Below are 18,834 nucleotides of genomic sequence, written 5' to 3'. Positions count from 1 at the left end.
TAATTCACGCGAAGCCTCAAATTATAGCGCACCACCAAACATCAAGCTGACTCATCGCCCTGCAACTTGGCCAGAACGGCAAATGGATTGCGTTTCTCAGCCGATGCCGTTGCAAAACCCGGGTCTTCCACCGTCAGTTTGAGCTCAATCGGGCACACCTCGTGGCGCGGCACGACCGGCAGTGCCATCAATATTTCGTCTTCAATCAAATCTGCCAGATTGAAGTCCTTGCTCAGGACCAACACATCTTCCTCAGATTCTTCGTCCTGCTCTTCGGCGGCCTCTTCACTGCCCACAAACCGGAATGACTGCTTGACGGCCACGGGAATAGTCGCTGGCCCGAGACAGCGCTGGCACGTCATGGGCAAACTGACCTCCGACGTCAAGTGAAGCCAGACCTGATCGACCCCTGCCTCATCGGCAAGCAACTCTCCACGAGCTGACCAGTTAAGGGTTAAATCGGCACCAAGGCCTTGCGTCTCAAGCATGAGGCGCTCGTATTTAGATAGCAAATCATGGCCTGCGATGTCGCTCGCAGCGTGCGCAAACGCCTTGACGTCCAGATGGGTGGGGGGTGACTCTTGTTTCATGCACGCAGTGTAAGAGAATCACGCCATGTCAGAATTTAACCAACGCAAACTCATCCTGGGCTCCACCTCGCCCTACCGCCGTGAATTACTGGAACGCCTTCGCCTCCCGTTTGAGGTGGCCGCACCCGACGTGGATGAAACGCCCCAAGCCTCGGAAACCCCCAAACAACTGGCCTGCCGACTGGCCATGGCCAAGGCCCGCGCGGTGGGAGCGCAATTTCCGGACTGCGTCGTAATCGGCTCCGACCAGGTGGCGGACCTTGACGGTCTGGCACTTGGCAAGCCCGGCAACCACGCACGTGCCGTCGCACAATTACAGCAAATGCGTGGCAAAACCGTTATTTTTCAAACTGCAGTAGCGGTGGTTTGTCAGGACGCCAAGTTCGCCCAAATGGATTTGGCGCAGGTCAAAGTCAAGTTCAGAGACCTCACTGACGCCGAAATCGAAGCCTACTTGCTGGCCGAAACGCCTTACGACTGCGCTGGCAGCGCCAAAAGCGAAGGCTTGGGCATCGCCTTGCTGGAATCGATTGACAACGACGACCCGACCGCCTTGGTCGGCCTGCCCCTGATACGAACCTGCCGCATGATTCAAGCGGCGGGCATCAAACTGATATGACCATGACCCACACAACCCCAAGCAAGGGCAAGCTCTTTCTGGTACCCGCGCCGCTCGATTTTGGCTGCGACAGCGAATCGAACCTGCAAAACTCCATGCCGATGGGTACCCTCACCGTCGCGGCCAAACTGCAATATTGGGTTTGTGAAAACGCCAAATCAGCCCGCGCTTACCTGAAACGGGTGCATGAAATTACGCCTTTGAGCGCGCCCATTCAAGCACTGCACATTCAGGAATTACCCCGTGAAGTACATAAAAAAGGCGATCACACGGGCAATTTTGATGCGCGTCACTTACTAGCCCCAGCGCTGGAAGGTCACGACGTCGGATTGGTCAGCGAAGCCGGGATGCCAGCGGTGGCCGACCCAGGCTCCTCGGTGGTGCGCGCTGCGCACGATCTGGGCATTGAAGTGATCCCGCTAACCGGACCGGTGTCAATTTTACTGGCATTGGCCGCGAGCGGGCTTAATGGCCAGAATTTTGCGTTTGTCGGCTACCTGCCGCAAGATGCCTCAGAGCGCACCCATCGGCTTAAGGAACTGGAGTCACTGGCACTGAAAACCGGGCAAACCCAGTTATTTATTGAGACGCCCTACCGAAATGCCGCCATGCTGCAGGCGTTGTTGCAGACCTTGCAGCACAACACCCGACTGGCCACCAGCAGTGGATTGACCCTCAGCACGGGCACCTGCGTGAGCGACACCGTGAAAAACTGGCGGCAAAAGAAATCACCGCTGAACAATTCAACACCCGTGGTATTTGCCTTGGGTCGGTGAGTTAAATCAGCGTACCGTTGGCAGCGATTTGAGGGTGCGCACTGAGCCTTCGCCGATGGAGGCGCCAAAACGTTTGACCAGACGCTCGGCCACATTTTCGCGGCGCGTGTAATCAATGATTTCTTCTGCCTTGACGATTTCACGCGCCACGAAGTCGAGGCTCCCCAACTGATCGGCCAGACCGAGTTCAATTGCCTGCTGACCACTCCAGAACAAGCCACTGAAGGTCTCAGGGGTCTCTTTCAGACGCGCACCGCGACCCGACTTGACCACGTCGATGAACTGTTTGTGAATCTGGTCCAGCATGGTTTGGGCGAAAGCACGCTGCTTTTCAGTTTGAGGGCTGAACGGATCAAGAAAACCTTTGTTCTCACCGGCGGTCATGAGGCGACGCTCCACACCCAGTTTGTCCATCAGGCCCGTGAAACCAAACCCATCCATCAGCACGCCGATGCTGCCCACAATACTGGCCTTGTCGACAAAAATCTTGTCGGCGGCCACCGCAATGTAATAAGCCGCGGAAGCGCAGGATTCTTCCACCACGGCGTACACCGGCTTCTTGTGCTTGGCTTTGAGGCGCTTGATCTCATCGTTGATGATGCCGGCCTGCACCGGGCTACCGCCGGGTGAGTTGATGAGCAGCACCACCGCTTGCGCGCCCTCGTCTTCAAAAGCACCGCGCAAGGCGGAGACGATCAACTCGGCACTGGCGTCAGCGCCAGAGGCAATTTCACCCTTGATCTCGACCACGGCCGTGTGCGGCGTCGAAGCATCCTTGGACGGACCATTCTGGCTGATGACGACCCAGGCCAAAATAACGAAAAACGCCAGCCAAGCCAGGCGCACAAAATTGCGCCAGCGGCGTGACAGGCGCTGCTCGGTCAGGGAGGCAAAAACCAGTTTCTCAAGCGTGGCGCGCTCCCAGCCCGGCGCATCGGCCAAGCCCTCTTTTGCTCCTTTTTTAGAAGCACCTTGCGCAGGATCGACGGGAGCTGCAGCCTGATTTGATGTAAATCCTGGCTCAGCGGCTGGTTTGTCTTGTTCGGGGATAAGGGGGTCGGTCATTTAAAACTCTAGGGGTTTCAGGTTGTGGGCAGTATGCCAGTGCACGACGCCGTCAGACTCAGACGCGTCAATCTTGATGAGGCCACCACGACACGGTCCGCCGCGGCAAGCACCGGTCTGGGGTTGGTACATGGCGCCGTGCGTGGCACACATCAACCAATGACCGGTACTGTCAAAAAAACGGTTGGGCTGGTAATCCATCTCCATCGGCACATGGGCGCAACGGTTCAAATAGGCATGTACCAGGCCCTGGTAGCGAATGGCAAACGCCGTGCAAGTTTGCGAGCCATACACCACATCAAAGGGGACCGCGTCACTGCTATTGACCAAGTCAGCCGAGTTGCACAGTGGGATCAGCAGCGTCATGTGGGGGCTAATGATTTTCAGGCGTTGGCAAGAAGCCACGCGTGCAGTTCACCCACGGAATGGGCCACATAGCGCGGGTTCAGGGCCGTGAACGCGTCGGGCGCGTGGGCGCCGTAGCTGACGCCCACACTGGGGCAACCGGCATTCAGGGCCATCTGCAGATCATGGGTGGTGTCGCCGATCATGAGCGTGCGCGCAGGCGTCACCCCAAACTCTTGCATCAACTCATGCAACATTCGGGGATGCGGCTTGCCTGCGGTCTCGTCTGCGGTGCGCGAGCCGTTGAACATGCCTTTGAGTTCGACCGCCTTCAAGGTTTCGTCCAAACCGTGCCGACTCTTGCCGGTGGCCACCGTCAGGCAGAACTGGCGTGATTTCAAATCAGCCAGCATACCCAAAACACCGTCAAACAGGCTGATGTCGTCTTGATGCGCCGTGTAATGGTGCCGATAGCGGGCGCCCAGCTCGGGGTATTTGTGCTCAGGTACATCGGGCGCCGCATGCGCCAGCGCCTGCATCAGGCCCATGCCAATCACATAAGCCGCATCTTTGTCACTCGGTCGGGCACCGCCGACATCGCAAACTGCATTCTGAATGCAGCGCGTGATGATGGCGGTGGAGTCAAAAAGCGTGCCGTCCCAATCAAACGCGATCAAATCAAACTGTCGAAGGCGAGTCGTCTCAAGGGAATGTGGGTGCGACATGGGTAGAAAAAGTTTCGAGTTCAGAGGGTAAATGAGCCATCAGTTCAACCCGCTCGCCGGTGACGGGGTGGTTGAACTGCAAGCGCCAGGCATGCAGAAACATGCGTTTCAGGGCGGGTAATTTCCCGGCCCGCAACAGGGTCTTGTTGAGGTCAAAGTCGCCATATTTATCATCGCCCACGATCGGAAAGCCTTCGCTGGCGAGGTGCACGCGAATCTGGTGCGTGCGCCCGGTCTTGATGGTGACTTCAAGCAAGGTAAAACTGCTCGACGTGGTGTTGCGGACCTTGACCAGCGTGACCGAGGGCATGCCGTTGGGGTCATCTTTGGCCACCACTTTGACGCGCCGCTCACCTTCAGAGCCATCTTTATTGGTCAGCAGGTATTTGTGCAGCGGCTTGTCGAGCACTTTTTTATTGGCGGGCCAACGCCCTGAGACCAGCGCCAAATACGTCTTGCCGGTTTCGCGCTCACGAAACTGGTCTTGAAGATTTGTCAAGGCGCTTCGCTTTTTGGCGATCAGCAAAATACCGCTGGTATCACGGTCCAACCGGTGCACCAATTCCAGGAATTTGGCTTGCGGGCGGGCCATGCGCAACTGCTCGATCACCCCAAAACTCACGCCCGAGCCGCCATGCACCGCCACGCCCGAGGGCTTGTCGATGGCGATCAAATGCTCGTCTTCAAACAAAATCGGGAAATCCCGGGCCGGGGCATCTCGGGTGATGGACTGCGCCATGGCCTCGGCTTTTTCAGCGACCCGCTCGGATATTCTGACTGGTGGCAGGCGGACCAGATCGCCAGCGGCCACACGAGAATCAGCGGAGGCGCGGCCTTTGTTGACGCGAACTTCCCCACTGCGGATGATGCGGTACACATGGGTTTTGGGGACGCCTTTGAGGTGGCGCATCAAGAAGTTATCAAGCCGCTGGCCGGCAGAATCTTCATCGACAAGAACCGTTTTGACTTGTGGCAACAGGGGCAATGGGGGCAAGGGATTGACCCCTATAATGTGTTTCACTAGCGATGTGCTGTAAGTGGTTGATTTAACGACAATTTAACTGCCAATCGGTGAATTTTAGTTCACCCACCATCATCAGCCCCTCTAGTAAGTCGATACCGCCAATTGTTAATGTGCGCAAACCGCCAGCCAGATGCTTCGGTGGCGTGCAAAACGAACGGTCAAAACGACGCCTTGAACTACTGATACGGAATACCCAAAGTTCACAGACAAGTTGTCTGTGAACGGAATGAAGCGAGATGTTTGTGTTAATGAGCCTGATTCAAATTTGCCAACGGTGCGTTTTCGCACCGTTTTTCGGCATGGATCGGCCATCAGCCCCCGTCAAACGGGCGCTACCAGCTATTAAATCAATAGCAATTCCACAACCCAAGCCTCTCGCATCCCTCCACGCGCCAACGCCCAGACTCGTCCTATAAAGTCCAGGTTCTCCGGCAATTCCTCCTCAATTCATAGCGTCAGTTCTGGTATCAAAAGCTCGTCAAGAGCATGTTTGTTATTTGAATTGAAGGAATGCTACCCATGAAACGGATGCTGATTAACGCCACTCAGGCTGAAGAACGCCGCTTGGCCATCGTCGACGGACAAAAACTCCTCGACTACGAAATTGAAATTGAAGGGCGCGAACAGCGCAAGGGCAACATCTACAAGGCCGTCGTCACCCGCGTCGAGCCGTCGTTGGAAGCCTGCTTTGTCGACTACGGCGAAGACCGCCACGGCTTTTTGCCGTTCAAGGAAATCTCTCGCCAGTACTTCCAGCAAGGCGTGGCGGTGGGCCAAGCCCGCATCCAGGACGCCATTCGCGAAGGCCAGGAACTGCTGGTTCAGGTCGAAAAAGAAGAACGCGGCAACAAGGGCGCTGCCCTGACCACGTTTGTGTCGCTGGCCGGCCGCTATGTGGTCCTGATGCCCAACAACCCGCGTGGCGGTGGTGTGTCGCGCCGCATTGAAGGCGAAGACCGCGCCGACCTCAAAGAAGCGCTGGAGCAACTCGAATACCCCAACGGCATGAGCATCATTGCCCGCACCGCCGGCATTGGCCGCAGCGCGCCTGAATTGCAATGGGACTTGAACTACCTGCTCAAGCTCTGGACCGCCATTGACGGCGCAGCCAAAGGCGGCAAAGGCGCTTACCTGATTTACCAGGAATCGTCGCTGGTGATTCGCGCCATCCGTGATTACTTCAACAACGACATCGGCGACATCCTGATCGACACCGACGACGTGTACGAACAAGCGCAGCAGTTCATGGCCCACGTCATGCCGGAGCACGCAGCACGCGTCAAGCGCTACCGCGACGACGCGCCGCTTTTCAGCCGCTTCCAGATCGAGCACCAGATCGAATCCGCCTACGCCCGCACGGTGCAATTGCCCAGCGGTGGCGCGATCGTGATTGACCACACTGAAGCCCTCGTTTCAGTCGACGTCAATTCGGCCCGCGCCATCAAAGGCAGCGACATCGAAGAAACCGCGACCCGCACCAACCTGGAAGCCGCTGACGAAGTGGCGCGCCAGATGCGTTTGCGCGATTTGGGTGGCCTGATCGTGATCGACTTTATCGACATGGAAGAAAGCCGCAACCGCCGCGATGTTGAAAACCGCCTGCGCGATGCGCTGCGCCAGGACCGTGCCCGCGTGCAGTTCGGCACCATCAGCAAGTTTGGTCTGATGGAAATGAGCCGCCAGCGCCTGCGCCCGGCCCTCTCCGAAGGTGCTTCTATCCCTTGCCCGCGTTGCGGTGGCTCTGGCCATATCCGTGACACTGAATCCAGTGCTTTGCAGATTCTGCGAATCATCCAGGAAGAGTCGCTCAAGGACAACACGGCCTCCGTGCTGTGCCAGGTGCCAGTTGAGGTGGCCTCGTTCTTGTTGAACGAAAAACGCACCGAGATCGCCAAAATCGAACTCAAGCAGCGCATCAACGTGCTGATGGTGCCCAATAAGACGCTGGAAACGCCCAACTACAAACTGGAGCGCCTGAAACACGACGACCCGCGTCTGGACAACATTGAAGCCAGCTACAAAATGGCTGAAGAAATGGAAGACCCGACGGCCGTGACACGTCGCTCACAAGAGCCCACCAACAAGCAGACCCCGATCATCAAGGGTGTGTTGCCTGATGCGCCAGCACCTGTGGCAGTGCCAAAACCAGAGCATGCCAAACCGGCCGCCGTGGCGCCCAAGGCGCCAGTTGCAGCCCCTGCGCCAGCCGACCAGGGTTTCTTTGGCTGGATCAAAAACCTGTTTGCTCCCGCGCCTGCAGCGGCACCTGTGGCACCCGCCAAACCCGCAGCAGAAGTCAACAAAGACGCTGCACGCGAAGGCCGTGGCGGCCGTGATGGCGCCCGTCGCAATGAACCTCGCGGCGATGGTCGCCCTGAAGGCCGTGGCGATGGTCGCGGTGGACGGGGTCCACGCCCTGAAGGTCGTGAAGAAGGTCGCGAAGATGGCCGTGGCGGCCGTGGTGGTCGTGGCGGAAGAGGCGGTCGTGGCGACCGTCCTGCACAAGGTCAACGCGAACGCTTTGACGCTGAAGGCAAACCCATGCTAGCGGACGCCAGCGCCAACATGGCACAGACACCGCAGAACGGTGCCGGCCAGGAAGCGCCACGCAACGACCAAGGCCAAGGTCAAGACCGCGGTCCTCGCAATGCAGAACGTGGTAGTCGCGGTGAACGCAACAACCGCGGTCGCAATGAGCGTCCCGACAACGCCGAGCAAGGTGCGCCCGCTGAGCGTGGCGAGCCCCGTGCCGACGGTCGTAATGAGCGTCGCCCTGACCGCAATCGTCGCCCTGATGAAAATGCACGCCCTGACGCACCTCGTGAAGAAGTAGCGCGTGCCGGCACTATGGACACCGCTGAAGCTAACGTCACTCAGGAACGTGGCAACAATGGTGAAGAGCAAGCTGTACGCCAAGAAGGTTCCGAGACCCGCGAAAAGCGTTCTCGTGATCGTTATGGCCGTGAACGCGGTCCCCGCAGTGAGCGTCCGCCTCAAGGTGATCGTCAGGAGCAAGCTGCGCGTGACAACCAGCCTATGCAGCCACAGGAAGAAGCTATCGCTGAAGAGCCACGTCGTTCGTACTTTGCCGCACCGACCGAGGCACCTGCCCGGGAAGTGGTTGCAACGCCCATCGAAGTTGCGCCAGTCACGCCCTCCGTTGCCGCACCGGTAGTAGCAGCAGTGGTTGCTCCCGCGGCCGTTGTGCCAACGCCAGCGCCGGTTGTAGCGCCCGCACCGGCACCCGTCGCCGCTGTTGTTGCACCAGCACCTGTGGCAGCCATCGTCGTCGGCATGCCCAAGCTTCATTCCTTTGACCTGCCCATGGCAGAGTTGAATCAGGTGGCCACAAGTTCCGGACTGAACTGGGTGAACTCTGACGCTGCCAAAATTGCAGCGGTTCAAGCGGCAATCGCAGCCGAACCCAAACCAGTTCACGTTCCTCGTGAACGTCCAGCCGCAACTCGTTTGGATGCCGCGCCGCTGGTGATGGTGGAAACCAAGCGTGACTTGAAAGACATGAAACTGCCTTTTGAGACACCTCAGTAAGAACGGCACCTGCCCTCACGGGCAGGCATAAAAAAAGGGCACTTTTGAGTGCCCTTTTTTTCGTCTTGAAACTTGAACTCAGAACAGCTCAACGCCCCCGACTTTGGGTGTTTCGCCAAAGAAACCGCGACGCACCAAGCCAAGATGGCTGCACACTTTATTACGGCCACTGCGTTGGGCAAAGTCAACCGCGCGTTCGGTTTTCTCAAGCGCACTGCTGGGAGAATCATCAGCCGTCACAGTGGTGTAGCCACAGCTCACGGTGATGTGCCCGACCTGCGGAAAATTAAACTTTTCGATATTGACTCGAAAACGCTCAAAAGCAGCCAGCACCAGCGCTTCATCCGGACAATGCATCAGGACACCAAAATGTTCAGCGCCAAACCGGTAAATGCGGTCATAGGTGCGAAACGTGTTGTTCATCACCCGCGCCACCAACAAAAGCACTTCTTCGGCAATCAGGTGACCATGCTTGTCGCCGATCGCGCCAAAGTTATCAACAATAGCCGAGCCGAGCCAGTAATTAGCGGGCACCCGGTGACGACGCTCCTGCTCCTGGCCTTTGGGCATCCCTGCCAATGGGGCCTCCTTGGTCACCCCATCCAACTCTTCCAGAACGGCACTGTAAAAAGCGTCATCCAGTGATTTGCGATTGAGCAATCCCGTCAATGCATCGCGGTCGCTGTATTCCAGCAAGGCGTACATATTTCGGTAGATACGCCTCAACTGTTCGATCATCAGCATCTGGTCGGCTGTCAGCAATGCGTCTGAATGAACCTCGATCACGCCTTCGTCGTCCTTGCGCGAATCAGAAAACAAGGGAAGCATGTAGATGCGTGGGCCCTCTTCTCCGGCCCAGGCAATTTCGACCAACTCGCGGCGAGTCAAGCATTTCAATCGGTCAGTGGCATCGTCCATACGGGCCAACGTGTTGAAGTCAACGCGCATCGGATCCAGCACCTTGCCGCCGCCTTTGGCATCGAGGCGAGCGACATCAAGCCATCGCTTTTCACCCTCAAAATTCATGACGCGGGCAATGACGATGCGCTGAATCGGGAGCAAATCAATCAGCGCCTTGGACAGCGTGAGCTCCAGCAAATCCCGATCCCGGTGGTCGGTCAGCTTCAAAATGTGTTCGATCAAGGTACTCATAGACTTTGCATAATAGCCCTGAAATTCAACCAAGTCACGTTCTGGAGATGGACTTTGCCGCCTTTTGCCAAGCCTGTGCGGAAGCTGCCGCATCACCCCGTCGATCGGCCATTTCGGCCAGTGCCTGCCAGGCGCTGCGTTCCAGGCTGGCATCCTGCAAGCGCGGCAATGCCTGTTTAAGCAATTGCTGCGCTTTTCCCCACAACTGCAGGCGCATACACGAGATACCAGCAAGATACTGCATGGCCGCATCGCCCGGATTGGCCATCTGGGCCTTCTCGATGCGGGTCAACCAAGCGGCATCAGGCGCTTCAGACGCCAGCGAAAAACTACTTTCCAGCGCCCGGATGAGTTGCAGGCGCTGCCCGTCTGTCAGAACGCCGGGCTGAGCCACCATGCGCTCCCAAATGGGCAATAACCAGAGACGCGCCACATCAACATCGCCCGCCAATTTAATCATCCGGTTACTGGCTTCAATGGCTACTTCCGGCATCAGACGCTCAGCCGTGTCGAGTTGATGCCAGACGGTCTGCAACTGGTCCGGGTCGTGCGCCGTTGATACCAGCTCAAGTGCCAGACCGCGCAATATTCCCTGTGCCGCCACCTCGGAAAAAGCCCGATGTTTGGCCAGCAGCCGGGCTGTTTCCAGCGCCAGTTGGGTCTTGCGTGCCATTCTTGCCGCCTTCAGGCGCAAGCGCAATGCAATGGTGCGCCGGGAAGCGCCTTGAGGCATCTCATCAATCCATTCAAGAGAAGCCTGTGGGTCACGGTCTTCCAGTGCCCAACGTGCAGCACGCAACTGAACGCCTTCGCGGGCGCCCTGCGCATCATGCCGCGCGGCCTGCTCCAGCGCCAGCCGGAAATGTTCTTCGCGACCGGTTTTGTCTTGAAGCGACTGGGCGCTCTCGGCCGCCAGCAGGTGGGACAAGGCGCGAAGTCGACCGGAGTAGCTGAGAATCTCGCCGCTGCGGGTCATGGCCGTCTCCCGCGCCAACACCCCTTCGGCGGCTTTACGGGCCCGGATAAATCGGCCAGCCACGAGATGAGACAGGGCATCGAGCAAGGCGATATGCATGGCGCGCTCCTGATGCGCAATACGCCATGAGCGCGCATGGCCCGGCATGGCAAACAGAGCCGACAAGGCCCGCAAGGCCACATGCAGTGTCACAAACACGAGCGCCAGCAGCAGCAGCACCAGATTGAGAGAAAGATCCACCCGGTAGGGCGGCCAGAAGACGGTGATGGTGCCCTGGTTATTGCCAGCAAACAGGGCGATCGCAACGGCAACACCAAACAAACCCAAAAACCACAAGGCGGCCCGCATGGTTAGCGTCCTGCCGCTGCGGTGGTCAGCGCAGCCATGGTTTCATCCACCCGCGGCAACTGCAAGGCCTTCATCTGCGCTTGCACCTGTTGGAGCAAGGTGGCCATGGTCTGCGTTTTGCGCGATGACGCATCAAAATACTTGTTGATCAACTGCCCGGCATCAGCCAAATCGGCCCGCGACGACTCCAATTGGCGAGCGAGCAAGCCCAGGCGTGCATTCAGCAACTTGAGTTTGAGATTCTCACGCAGGAAAAATGATTGCTCGGGGGACAGCAGCGCTGCCTCAGGCTGGGCAATGCGGCTGACCCGGACCAAATTACGGGCCTCGTCAAACACCACTTGCAAACTGCGTTGCCACCAATGCGTTGCCACCGCGGTGCTGGTTTGCTGCTTAACCAGACTCAGGCCGTTAGCGGTGGCAACGGCGTTAACCAGCACCAGCTCATCCGCTTGATGCACCAACTCATCAAGCTTGATCAACAGCCCCGGCGTGTCCATCACGGCGGCCGATTTGATACGGTCAATATCGCGCCCAATGGCACGCTGCAAAGGCGTCAGCCGCGGCTGGGCGGCACGAGTCACCCGTTGGTCCGCGCTCTTGAGCGCCGCCAGCAAGGGCTCGACGCTGCCAGTGAGTTGGGCCTGCTGCTGGGCCAGACGGATGCCGGATTCAATGTCCACCACCAGATTTTCATCACGGGAGCGCGAGAGGCTTTGCATCAATTCTTCAAGCTGGGTCCGTTGCAGGGATACTTCGCTGAGACGCGCGTCAAACACGGCTACTCGGGCGGCAGACTCGCGGGCCAGGTCTTGCGCCTGCTTGGCAGTTGCACGGGCCTCGACTGACTGGGCGGTGGCATCGCCACTTTGGCGTGCCAGTTGCTCTTGAATGGTGGAGAGTTTTTGCCAGAGCAAGCCACTCACCAGCAAGGCCAGCAGCGACACAGCCCCCAAGCCCAGCATCACTTTGCGCGGCAAGGTGGCTGGCTGGGCAGGAACGACCGGAGCCGCCTCCGGGGTAGTCACTGGGGGGCCCGTCAGGGCAGCATCCGCGGCTTCGTGGACAAGTGATTCGGCTTTGGCGTCGGAGTTCATTGGATGATTCTAAAGTGTTGAATTCAGCGAAGCCACCACATCGCTCAGCGTCGGGCGTGACTCGGCCACGTCAAGAAAACCAATTTTTCGGGCGGCTGCCGCAATCCGGGGATGGGTTGCCAAGGCGCGGGCGCCAGACCAAGCTTGGTCCGGCAGCAAGTCCTGCAGGTTGGCCACCGCTTCTGAACTGCTGAATAACCAGACCGACCCATCCGTGGCCGCTGCTTGTGCCAGGGCGGCTTCGGGGGCGTGGAAGTCGGGCGCACATCGCTGGTAGGCCACCACAAAATCAACCTGGGCGCCCGCTTGTGCCACGCGTTTGGCGAACCACTCGCGCCCGCTGCCCTGCCCTGCGGGGTCGCTGCCCAGCGTGTCGGCCCCGCGCACAATCAGCACCCGGGTGCCCGGTTGCACCTGCGGCGCCACCACTTGCCACAAGGCTTCGGAATCAAACTGAGCCACATCCGGCGATGGCGCATCCAGAAAATCAGGCGCCACACCCAGTCGCAACAAGGCCCGGGCGGTGCCAGGGCCGGTCGCCCACGCTCTTGTTTTAATAGCTGCTTGCGCAGTAAATACGGGGGCTAGAGGCTTTTTTGATGCAAAAAAATGCTCGGCAGCATTGCCACTGACAAACATCACGCCGACATAGTCAGCCAGGCGCTGCCACGCCTGCACCACAGCGGTCGTATCGTCAACCGGCCCGACCTTGATCAGCGGCAAGGCCTGCGCCTGAAGACCTGAGGCGGTTAAATCTTGCACCCATCGTTGCGCCTCACGCAGGGGGCGGGTCACGATGACGCGCATGAATCAGGCAGGCGAATGTGCGGCGGGCAACAGCAGCGTGCCACCCGAAGCCGCAACGCCAGCCTTCAGATCGACCGCCACCCGCTCGCCCAGCGCGGTGGCACTGGCCAAGTCGGACACCTCGGCGCTCATTCGCACGCAGACCAGTTCCAGTGCGCCTTCGGGGTCACCCCAGGCAGCGTCGATGGTCAGCGTGTTGCCGTTGAGGGTGGAAAAGGCGGCCAGCGGCATCGAGCAACTGCCGCCCATGGCCCGGCTCACCGCCCGCTCAGCCGACACGGCCAGCCAGGAGACTTGATGCGCGAGCGGTGCCAAGGCGTCGATGACGTCTTGGCGGTCCGAGCAAACTTCAATACCGAGCGCGCCTTGGCCGGCAGCAGGCAGCATCATGGCGGGCTCAAAAACCTCGCGAATTCGTTCGCCCAAGCCCAACCGTTTCAGGCCGGCGGCGGCGAGCACGATGCCGTCATACAAACCGTCATCCAACTTGCGCAAACGGGTGTCAAGGTTGCCACGCAAGGGCTCAATTTTGAGGTCAGGACGCAAAGCGCGCAGCAGCGCCATCCGGCGCAGGCTAGAGGTACCGACCACGGCGCCTTGCGGCAGGCTGGCCAGATTCGTGTACTTATTGGAGACAAAGGCATCGCGGGGGTCTTCGCGCTCCATCACACAGGCCAACACAAACCCTTCAGGCAGCTCCATCGGCACGTCTTTCAAGGAATGCACTGCCAGATCGGCACGACCTTCTTCGAGAGCCACTTCGAGTTCTTTTACAAACAGGCCCTTGCCACCGACTTTGCTCAAGGATCGGTCCAGAATCTGGTCGCCCAGCGTGGTCATGCCCAGCAGGCTCACCGTGTGGCCAAGCTGTTCCAGCAGCGCCTTGACGTGTTCGGCCTGCCACATGGCAAGGCGGCTCTCTCGGGTGGCGATAGTTAAATGGCTCATAAACAGTTTCTTAAAGTCGTAACTTGTTGGTAATCGGGGGTAGGCGGTGAATGCTAGCATGGCTTAAATTGCCGTCTTGCGCATCCAACATCCGATTACGCCATGATCAAACCACTTAAAACTGAGCCCACCCCGCGCACCAAAGACACCGAAAAGCCTCTGGTGGAAGACATCCGGCTGCTGGGACGCATTCTGGGCGACGTGATCCGCGAGCAAGAAGGCGTGGCGGCGTTTGAGTTAATTGAGCAAATTCGCAAACTCTCGGTCGCTTTTCGCCGTGATGCCGACCACGAAGCTGACAAGGCGCTCAAGAAGCTACTCAAAGGTTTGACAGGCGACCAGACCGTTAGCGTGATTAGGGCCTTCACTTACTTCAGCCACCTGGCGAACCTGGCCGAAGACCGGCACCACATCCGCCGCCGCGCCATTCACGAACGCGCCGGCGACACGCAAGAAGGCAGCATCGAAGTCGCTCTGTCGCGCCTGCGCTGGGCGGGTATTTCGCCCAAAACCATTGCCGACACGCTGGCCACCAGCTTTGTCTCGCCCGTGCTGACCGCGCACCCGACCGAAGTGCAGCGCAAAAGTATTCTGGACGCCGAACGCGACATTGCCCAATTGCTGGTAGCGCGCGACGACATCAAGATGCGCGCCATGGTCAACGCCAACAAGGACGCTTTGACGCCGCGCGAACTGGCCGCCAACGAAGAACTCATGCAGGCCCGCGTGCTGCAACTCTGGCAAACCCGGCTCTTGCGCTTCACCAAGCTGACCGTGGCCGACGAGGTGGAAAACGCCTTGAGTTATTACGAGTCCACGTTTTTGCGCGAAATCCCCAAGCTCTACGCTGATCTGGAGCGCGAATTGGGCCAACACCCGGTGCACAGCTTTTTGCGCATGGGCCAGTGGATTGGCGGCGACCGCGACGGCAACCCCAACGTCAACGCACAAACCCTCACCTCCGCCCTGCGCCGTCAGGCCGACGTGGCGCTGCGCCATTACCTGACCGAAGTGCATTACCTGGGTGGCGAGTTGTCGCTTTCCGCGATGCTGGTGGACTGCGCGCCCGCCATGCAGGCGCTGGCCCTCAAGTCGCCCGACACCAACGAGCACCGCAAAGACGAGTTGTACCGGCGCGCCCTGATCGGCGTTTATGCCCGACTCGCTGCCGCACTGAAGGACCTGACTGGTGGCGAGGCCGCGCGCCATGCTGTCGCGCCGCAAAATGCTTACCTGACCGCCGAAGAGTTTCTGGCTGACTTGCGCACCATCGAAGCGTCACTCCTGGCGCACCACGGCGGCGCAATGGTGGCGCAGCGCTTGCACCCGCTGATTCGGGCGGTGGAAGTGTTCGGCTTTCACCTGGCCACGGTAGATTTGCGCCAAAGCTCGGACAAGCACGAAGAAGTCGTTGCCGAATTACTGTCCGTGGCGCGGATCGAGCCAGCCTACTCGCAACTGGACGAACTGGCCAAGCGCAGCCTGCTGATGCGCTTGCTCAACGACGCCCGCCCTTTGCGTGTGATGGGCAATGTCTATTCGGCACACGCCCAGAGCGAAATCGGTATTTTCGAGGCCGCCAAGGTGATGCGCGAGCGTTTTGGCCACGAAGCCATTCGCCACTACATCATCAGCCACACCGAGACCGTGAGCGATTTGCTTGAAGTGCTGCTGCTGCAAAAAGAAGTGGGCTTGATGCAAGGCGTGCTCGACAGCGGGTCAAACTGCGACCTGATCGTCGTGCCCCTGTTTGAAACCATTGAAGATCTGCGCAACGCTGCGCCCATCATGCGCGAGTTTTACGCCCTGCCCGGCATCACCGAACTGGTGCAACGCAGCCAGCACGACCAGTTCAGCGAGCAAGACATCATGCTCGGCTACTCCGACAGCAACAAGGATGGTGGCATTTTCACCAGCAACTGGGAGCTCTACCGGGCCGAAATTGCGCTGGTGGAGTTGTTTGACCAACTCGCGCTGGAGGCGAAAAAAACACCGGGTGCCAAAGCCATCCAGTTGCGCATGTTCCACGGCCGGGGCGGCACGGTGGGCCGCGGCGGTGGCCCCAGCTACCAGGCCATTCTGGCGCAACCGCCCGGCACGGTGCGCGGTCAAATTCGCCTCACCGAGCAAGGCGAAGTCATTGGCTCCAAATACGCCAACCCCGAAATTGGTCGCCGAAATCTGGAGACGCTGGTGGCTGCCACGCTGGAGGCCACGCTGGTGCAGCCGACCAAATCGGCCACCCAACCCTTTTTGAAAGCCGCTGCCGAGCTGTCGCAAAGCAGCATGGCGGCCTACCGCAAACTGGTCTACGAAACCCCGGGGTTCACCGAATACTTCTTTGACTCCACACCGATCCGCGAGATCGCAGAACTGAACATCGGCTCACGCCCAGCGTCGCGCAAAGCCACGCAACAAATTGAAGACCTGCGCGCCATCCCCTGGGGCTTTAGTTGGGGCCAGTGCCGTCTGACGCTGCCGGGCTGGTACGGTTTTGGCTCGGCGGTGGAGGCCTTTTTGCTGCAGGATGACGCTGCAGCGGTTAAAACTGCCGGCAGAAACGCCCCCAAAGACAAAGCCGTGATGCTGCAGCAGATGTACAAGCAGTGGCCGTTTTTCAAAACGCTGTTGTCCAACATGGACATGGTGATGGCCAAGAGCGATCTGGCGCTGGCCTCGCGTTACTCTGAGCTAGTGAGTGACACCCGTCTGCGCAAAAAAATCTTCACCGCGATTGAGGCCGAATGGCACCGCACCGCCAGCGCGCTGGCCATGATCACCGGCGACAAACAGCGCCTGGCCACCAACGCGGCGCTGCAACGCTCGATGCGCCACCGCTTTCCGTACATTGACCCCTTGCATCACCTTCAGGTGGAACTGGTGCGCCGCTACCGCGCTGGGCAAACCGATGAGCGCGTGCAACGCGGCATTCACATCTCGATCAACGGCATTGCAGCAGGGTTAAGAAACACCGGGTAAAGTTCTGCCTGTGGCAAATGCCAGACATTAACCAAAGGCATTCCATGAGTTTGAAACTCAAGCTGACGCTTGGCACCATCTTTATTGGCTTACTGCTCTTGCTCGTGCAGTTTTTCGGGCAGTTTTATGCCTTGCGTGGCAACCTGACTGATCGGATTCAGAACGAACAATTCCAGTTGCTGTCAGAAGTTGGAAGTCATCTGGATGACAAGTTTGACGAACGGCTCTCTGCACTCACGCTGTCGGCCAAAGTCGTCCCCCAAGATAAATTAAGCGATCTGGTGGCGCTGGAAAAGTACCTGCAAAGCAAAACCACCTTGTTGATGTTGTTTGATGACCTCTACGTCTTCGATGCCAAAGGGGTGCTGCTGGTGGACTGGCCGGTCAAACCCGGTCGCCGCCAGCTAGATATGTCAAGCCGCGACTACATCCAGAATGTGCGCGACACCCTCAAACCGTATATCTCGCAACCCATTATGGGAAAAGCGACCAAGCAACCCATTGTGGTGGTGGCGGCGCCGGTACTCAATGCCAAAGGCGAACTTGTCGCCATCATTGGCGGCGTGTTGAACCTGTACAAACCCAATCTAATCGGCGAACTGGGAAGTCGAAAAATTGGTGACAGTGGCTATTTCTACATGACCTCCAAAGACCGACAGGTGATTGCACACCCAGACCGGACACGCATCATGCAACCGGCTCCCAGTGCGACCGAGAACCCGGCGTTTGCCAAAGCACTGGAGGGTTTTGAAGGCACGCTTGAGGGCACCAACAGCCGGGGCTTGCACGGTCTGTTCACCTTCAAACGTCTGAAAAGCACCGACTGGATTCTGGCCTCTGTCATACCCACCGAAGAGGCGTTTCGCCCGGTCGTCGAGTTGCAACGCCGCATGGCCTTGATCACCGTCTTGCTGATGCTGATCGCCATTCCGCTGTTGTGGGTCTTGTCTCACCGGCTGGTGCAACCGCTGGGGCGCTTGGCCGCAGCCATGCGCGAGCGCGCTTCCAGCATGAAAAATGGCGTCGTTTCCAAACCCGTCACTGAAGCCGGAAGCAGCGAAATTCGTACCGTGGCCGCCGCCTTCAATGGCTTTCTGGCGGCCCGCAACGAAGCGGAGCAAGCACTAGCGGCAAGCGAGGCGCACCGCTCGCTCATCATGGAAAATCTGGCTCAGGCCAAAGAGGCTGCTGAGTCCGCCAACCATGCGAAAAGTGAATTTTTGGCCAATATGTCCCATGAGCTGCGCACGCCGCTGAACGGCATTTTGGGGTTTGCCGAACTACTCGAACTCGAACTTGACGACCCGGCACAGCAGGAATACGCCCAAACCATCCGTACCAGCGGCGAGCACTTGCTGGCACTGGTGACGGATATTCTGGATCTGGCAAAAATTGAAGCGGGTCGGATGGATTTCAACCTGACCCCTATCGCTCTACCTGACCTGCTCCGCGAAGTGGTGGCCATGCAGCGCGGTCATGCCCAAACCAAAAATCTCACCCTTGAACTGGAAGAAACCACCTTGCCGCCTCAGGTGTTTTCGGATGACATTCGGCTGCGTCAAGTTTTGCTAAATCTGTTGAGCAATGCCTTGAAGTTCACCGAGCAGGGCACTGTGTCAGTGCGCGCCCTGCTTGAAGGGGCGCTCGTGCGCATTGAGGTTCAGGACACCGGTGTGGGCATCAGCGAGGCTGACCAGGCCATTATTTTTGAGAAATTTCGCCAGAGCGAGTCCTTCATGACCCGCAGCCAGCAAGGCACTGGCTTGGGGCTGACACTGGCCAAGGAATTGATTGAGCACATGGGCGGCCACATCGGGCTGCAATCCACCTTGGG

15 protein-coding genes are annotated in these 18,834 nt (G+C 58.7%); 5 read left to right on the top strand and 10 right to left on the bottom strand.

What is annotated here, in order from left to right:
- Positions 1–41: 41 nt before the first annotated feature.
- Positions 42–590 carry a YceD family protein gene (locus WCG50_RS08300; protein ID WP_336899124.1) on the bottom strand — a complete coding sequence of 183 codons (549 nt, stop codon included), beginning with the start codon at positions 588–590 and terminating at the stop codon, positions 42–44.
- Positions 591–615: 25 nt separating this feature from the next.
- Here WCG50_RS08300 and WCG50_RS08295 point away from each other — a divergent pair, with 25 nt between their 5' ends.
- Together WCG50_RS08295 and WCG50_RS08290 are read left to right on the top strand one after the other, a co-directional pair.
- On the top strand, positions 616–1,209 hold the full coding sequence (locus WCG50_RS08295) for a Maf family nucleotide pyrophosphatase (RefSeq protein WP_336899123.1): 594 nt from the start codon (positions 616–618) through the stop codon (positions 1,207–1,209).
- A 2-nt stretch (positions 1,210–1,211) separates the two neighbouring features.
- A complete protein-coding gene (locus WCG50_RS08290) occupies positions 1,212–1,985 on the top strand; it encodes an SAM-dependent methyltransferase (protein ID WP_336899122.1) in 774 nt (257 codons plus the stop codon).
- Positions 1,986–1,991: 6 nt separating this feature from the next.
- Here the strand turns inward: WCG50_RS08290 and WCG50_RS08285 are convergent, their stop codons facing one another.
- The 4 genes from WCG50_RS08285 to WCG50_RS08270 are packed head-to-tail and all read right to left on the bottom strand — an operon-like array spanning position 1,992 to position 5,114.
- The gene (locus WCG50_RS08285) at positions 1,992–3,050 is read right to left on the bottom strand and encodes a S49 family peptidase (RefSeq protein WP_336899121.1); all 1,059 of its coding nucleotides are present in this window, start codon (positions 3,048–3,050) and stop codon (positions 1,992–1,994) included.
- Complete coding sequence (locus WCG50_RS08280; RefSeq protein ID WP_336899120.1) at positions 3,051–3,416, bottom strand: Rieske 2Fe-2S domain-containing protein; 366 nt, start codon at positions 3,414–3,416, stop codon at positions 3,051–3,053.
- Between the two features lie 17 nt (positions 3,417–3,433).
- A complete protein-coding gene (locus WCG50_RS08275) occupies positions 3,434–4,120 on the bottom strand; it encodes an HAD-IA family hydrolase (RefSeq protein WP_336899119.1) in 687 nt (228 codons plus the stop codon).
- Positions 4,098–5,114 carry an RluA family pseudouridine synthase gene (locus tag WCG50_RS08270; RefSeq protein ID WP_336899118.1) on the bottom strand — a complete coding sequence of 339 codons (1,017 nt, stop codon included), beginning with the start codon at positions 5,112–5,114 and terminating at the stop codon, positions 4,098–4,100. The genes WCG50_RS08275 and WCG50_RS08270 overlap by 23 nt, the downstream gene beginning before the upstream one ends.
- Before the next feature lie 549 nt (positions 5,115–5,663).
- Between WCG50_RS08270 and WCG50_RS08265 the strand changes: the two genes are divergently transcribed.
- Positions 5,664–8,693 (top strand): Rne/Rng family ribonuclease, encoded by a 3,030-nt coding sequence (locus WCG50_RS08265; protein ID WP_336899117.1) that lies wholly within the window; start codon positions 5,664–5,666, stop codon positions 8,691–8,693.
- A 78-nt stretch (positions 8,694–8,771) separates the two neighbouring features.
- Here WCG50_RS08265 and WCG50_RS08260 read toward each other — a convergent pair whose 3' ends face one another.
- From WCG50_RS08260 to hemC, 5 genes are read right to left on the bottom strand one after another with little or no spacing between them, the layout of a single operon-like run.
- On the bottom strand, positions 8,772–9,845 hold the full coding sequence (locus WCG50_RS08260; RefSeq protein WP_336899116.1) for a GGDEF domain-containing protein: 1,074 nt from the start codon (positions 9,843–9,845) through the stop codon (positions 8,772–8,774).
- 34 nt (positions 9,846–9,879) lie between these two features.
- Positions 9,880–11,169 (bottom strand): heme biosynthesis HemY N-terminal domain-containing protein, encoded by a 1,290-nt coding sequence (locus tag WCG50_RS08255; protein ID WP_336899115.1) that lies wholly within the window; start codon positions 11,167–11,169, stop codon positions 9,880–9,882.
- 2 nt (positions 11,170–11,171) lie between these two features.
- A complete protein-coding gene (locus WCG50_RS08250) occupies positions 11,172–12,266 on the bottom strand; it encodes a uroporphyrinogen-III C-methyltransferase (RefSeq protein ID WP_336899114.1) in 1,095 nt (364 codons plus the stop codon).
- A gap of 9 nt (positions 12,267–12,275) precedes the next feature.
- The gene (locus WCG50_RS08245; protein ID WP_336899113.1) at positions 12,276–13,073 is read right to left on the bottom strand and encodes a uroporphyrinogen-III synthase; all 798 of its coding nucleotides are present in this window, start codon (positions 13,071–13,073) and stop codon (positions 12,276–12,278) included.
- Between the two features lie 3 nt (positions 13,074–13,076).
- Positions 13,077–14,021, bottom strand: a complete 945-nt coding sequence (gene hemC / locus WCG50_RS08240; protein ID WP_336899112.1) for a hydroxymethylbilane synthase — start codon at positions 14,019–14,021, stop codon at positions 13,077–13,079.
- 102 nt (positions 14,022–14,123) lie between these two features.
- Here hemC and ppc point away from each other — a divergent pair, with 102 nt between their 5' ends.
- A complete protein-coding gene (gene ppc, locus WCG50_RS08235) occupies positions 14,124–17,000 on the top strand; it encodes a phosphoenolpyruvate carboxylase (RefSeq protein WP_336899111.1) in 2,877 nt (958 codons plus the stop codon).
- A gap of 44 nt (positions 17,001–17,044) precedes the next feature.
- The coding region (locus WCG50_RS08230) for a histidine kinase dimerization/phospho-acceptor domain-containing protein (protein ID WP_336899110.1) at positions 17,045–18,834 on the top strand (1,790 nt) is incomplete at its 3' end.

The organism is Rhodoferax sp. (assembly GCF_037143375.1).
Classification (GTDB): domain Bacteria; phylum Pseudomonadota; class Gammaproteobacteria; order Burkholderiales; family Burkholderiaceae_C; genus Rhodoferax.
Note: the sequence above shows the minus strand (reverse complement) of the source record. Positions and strands in the feature narration are given on the sequence as shown.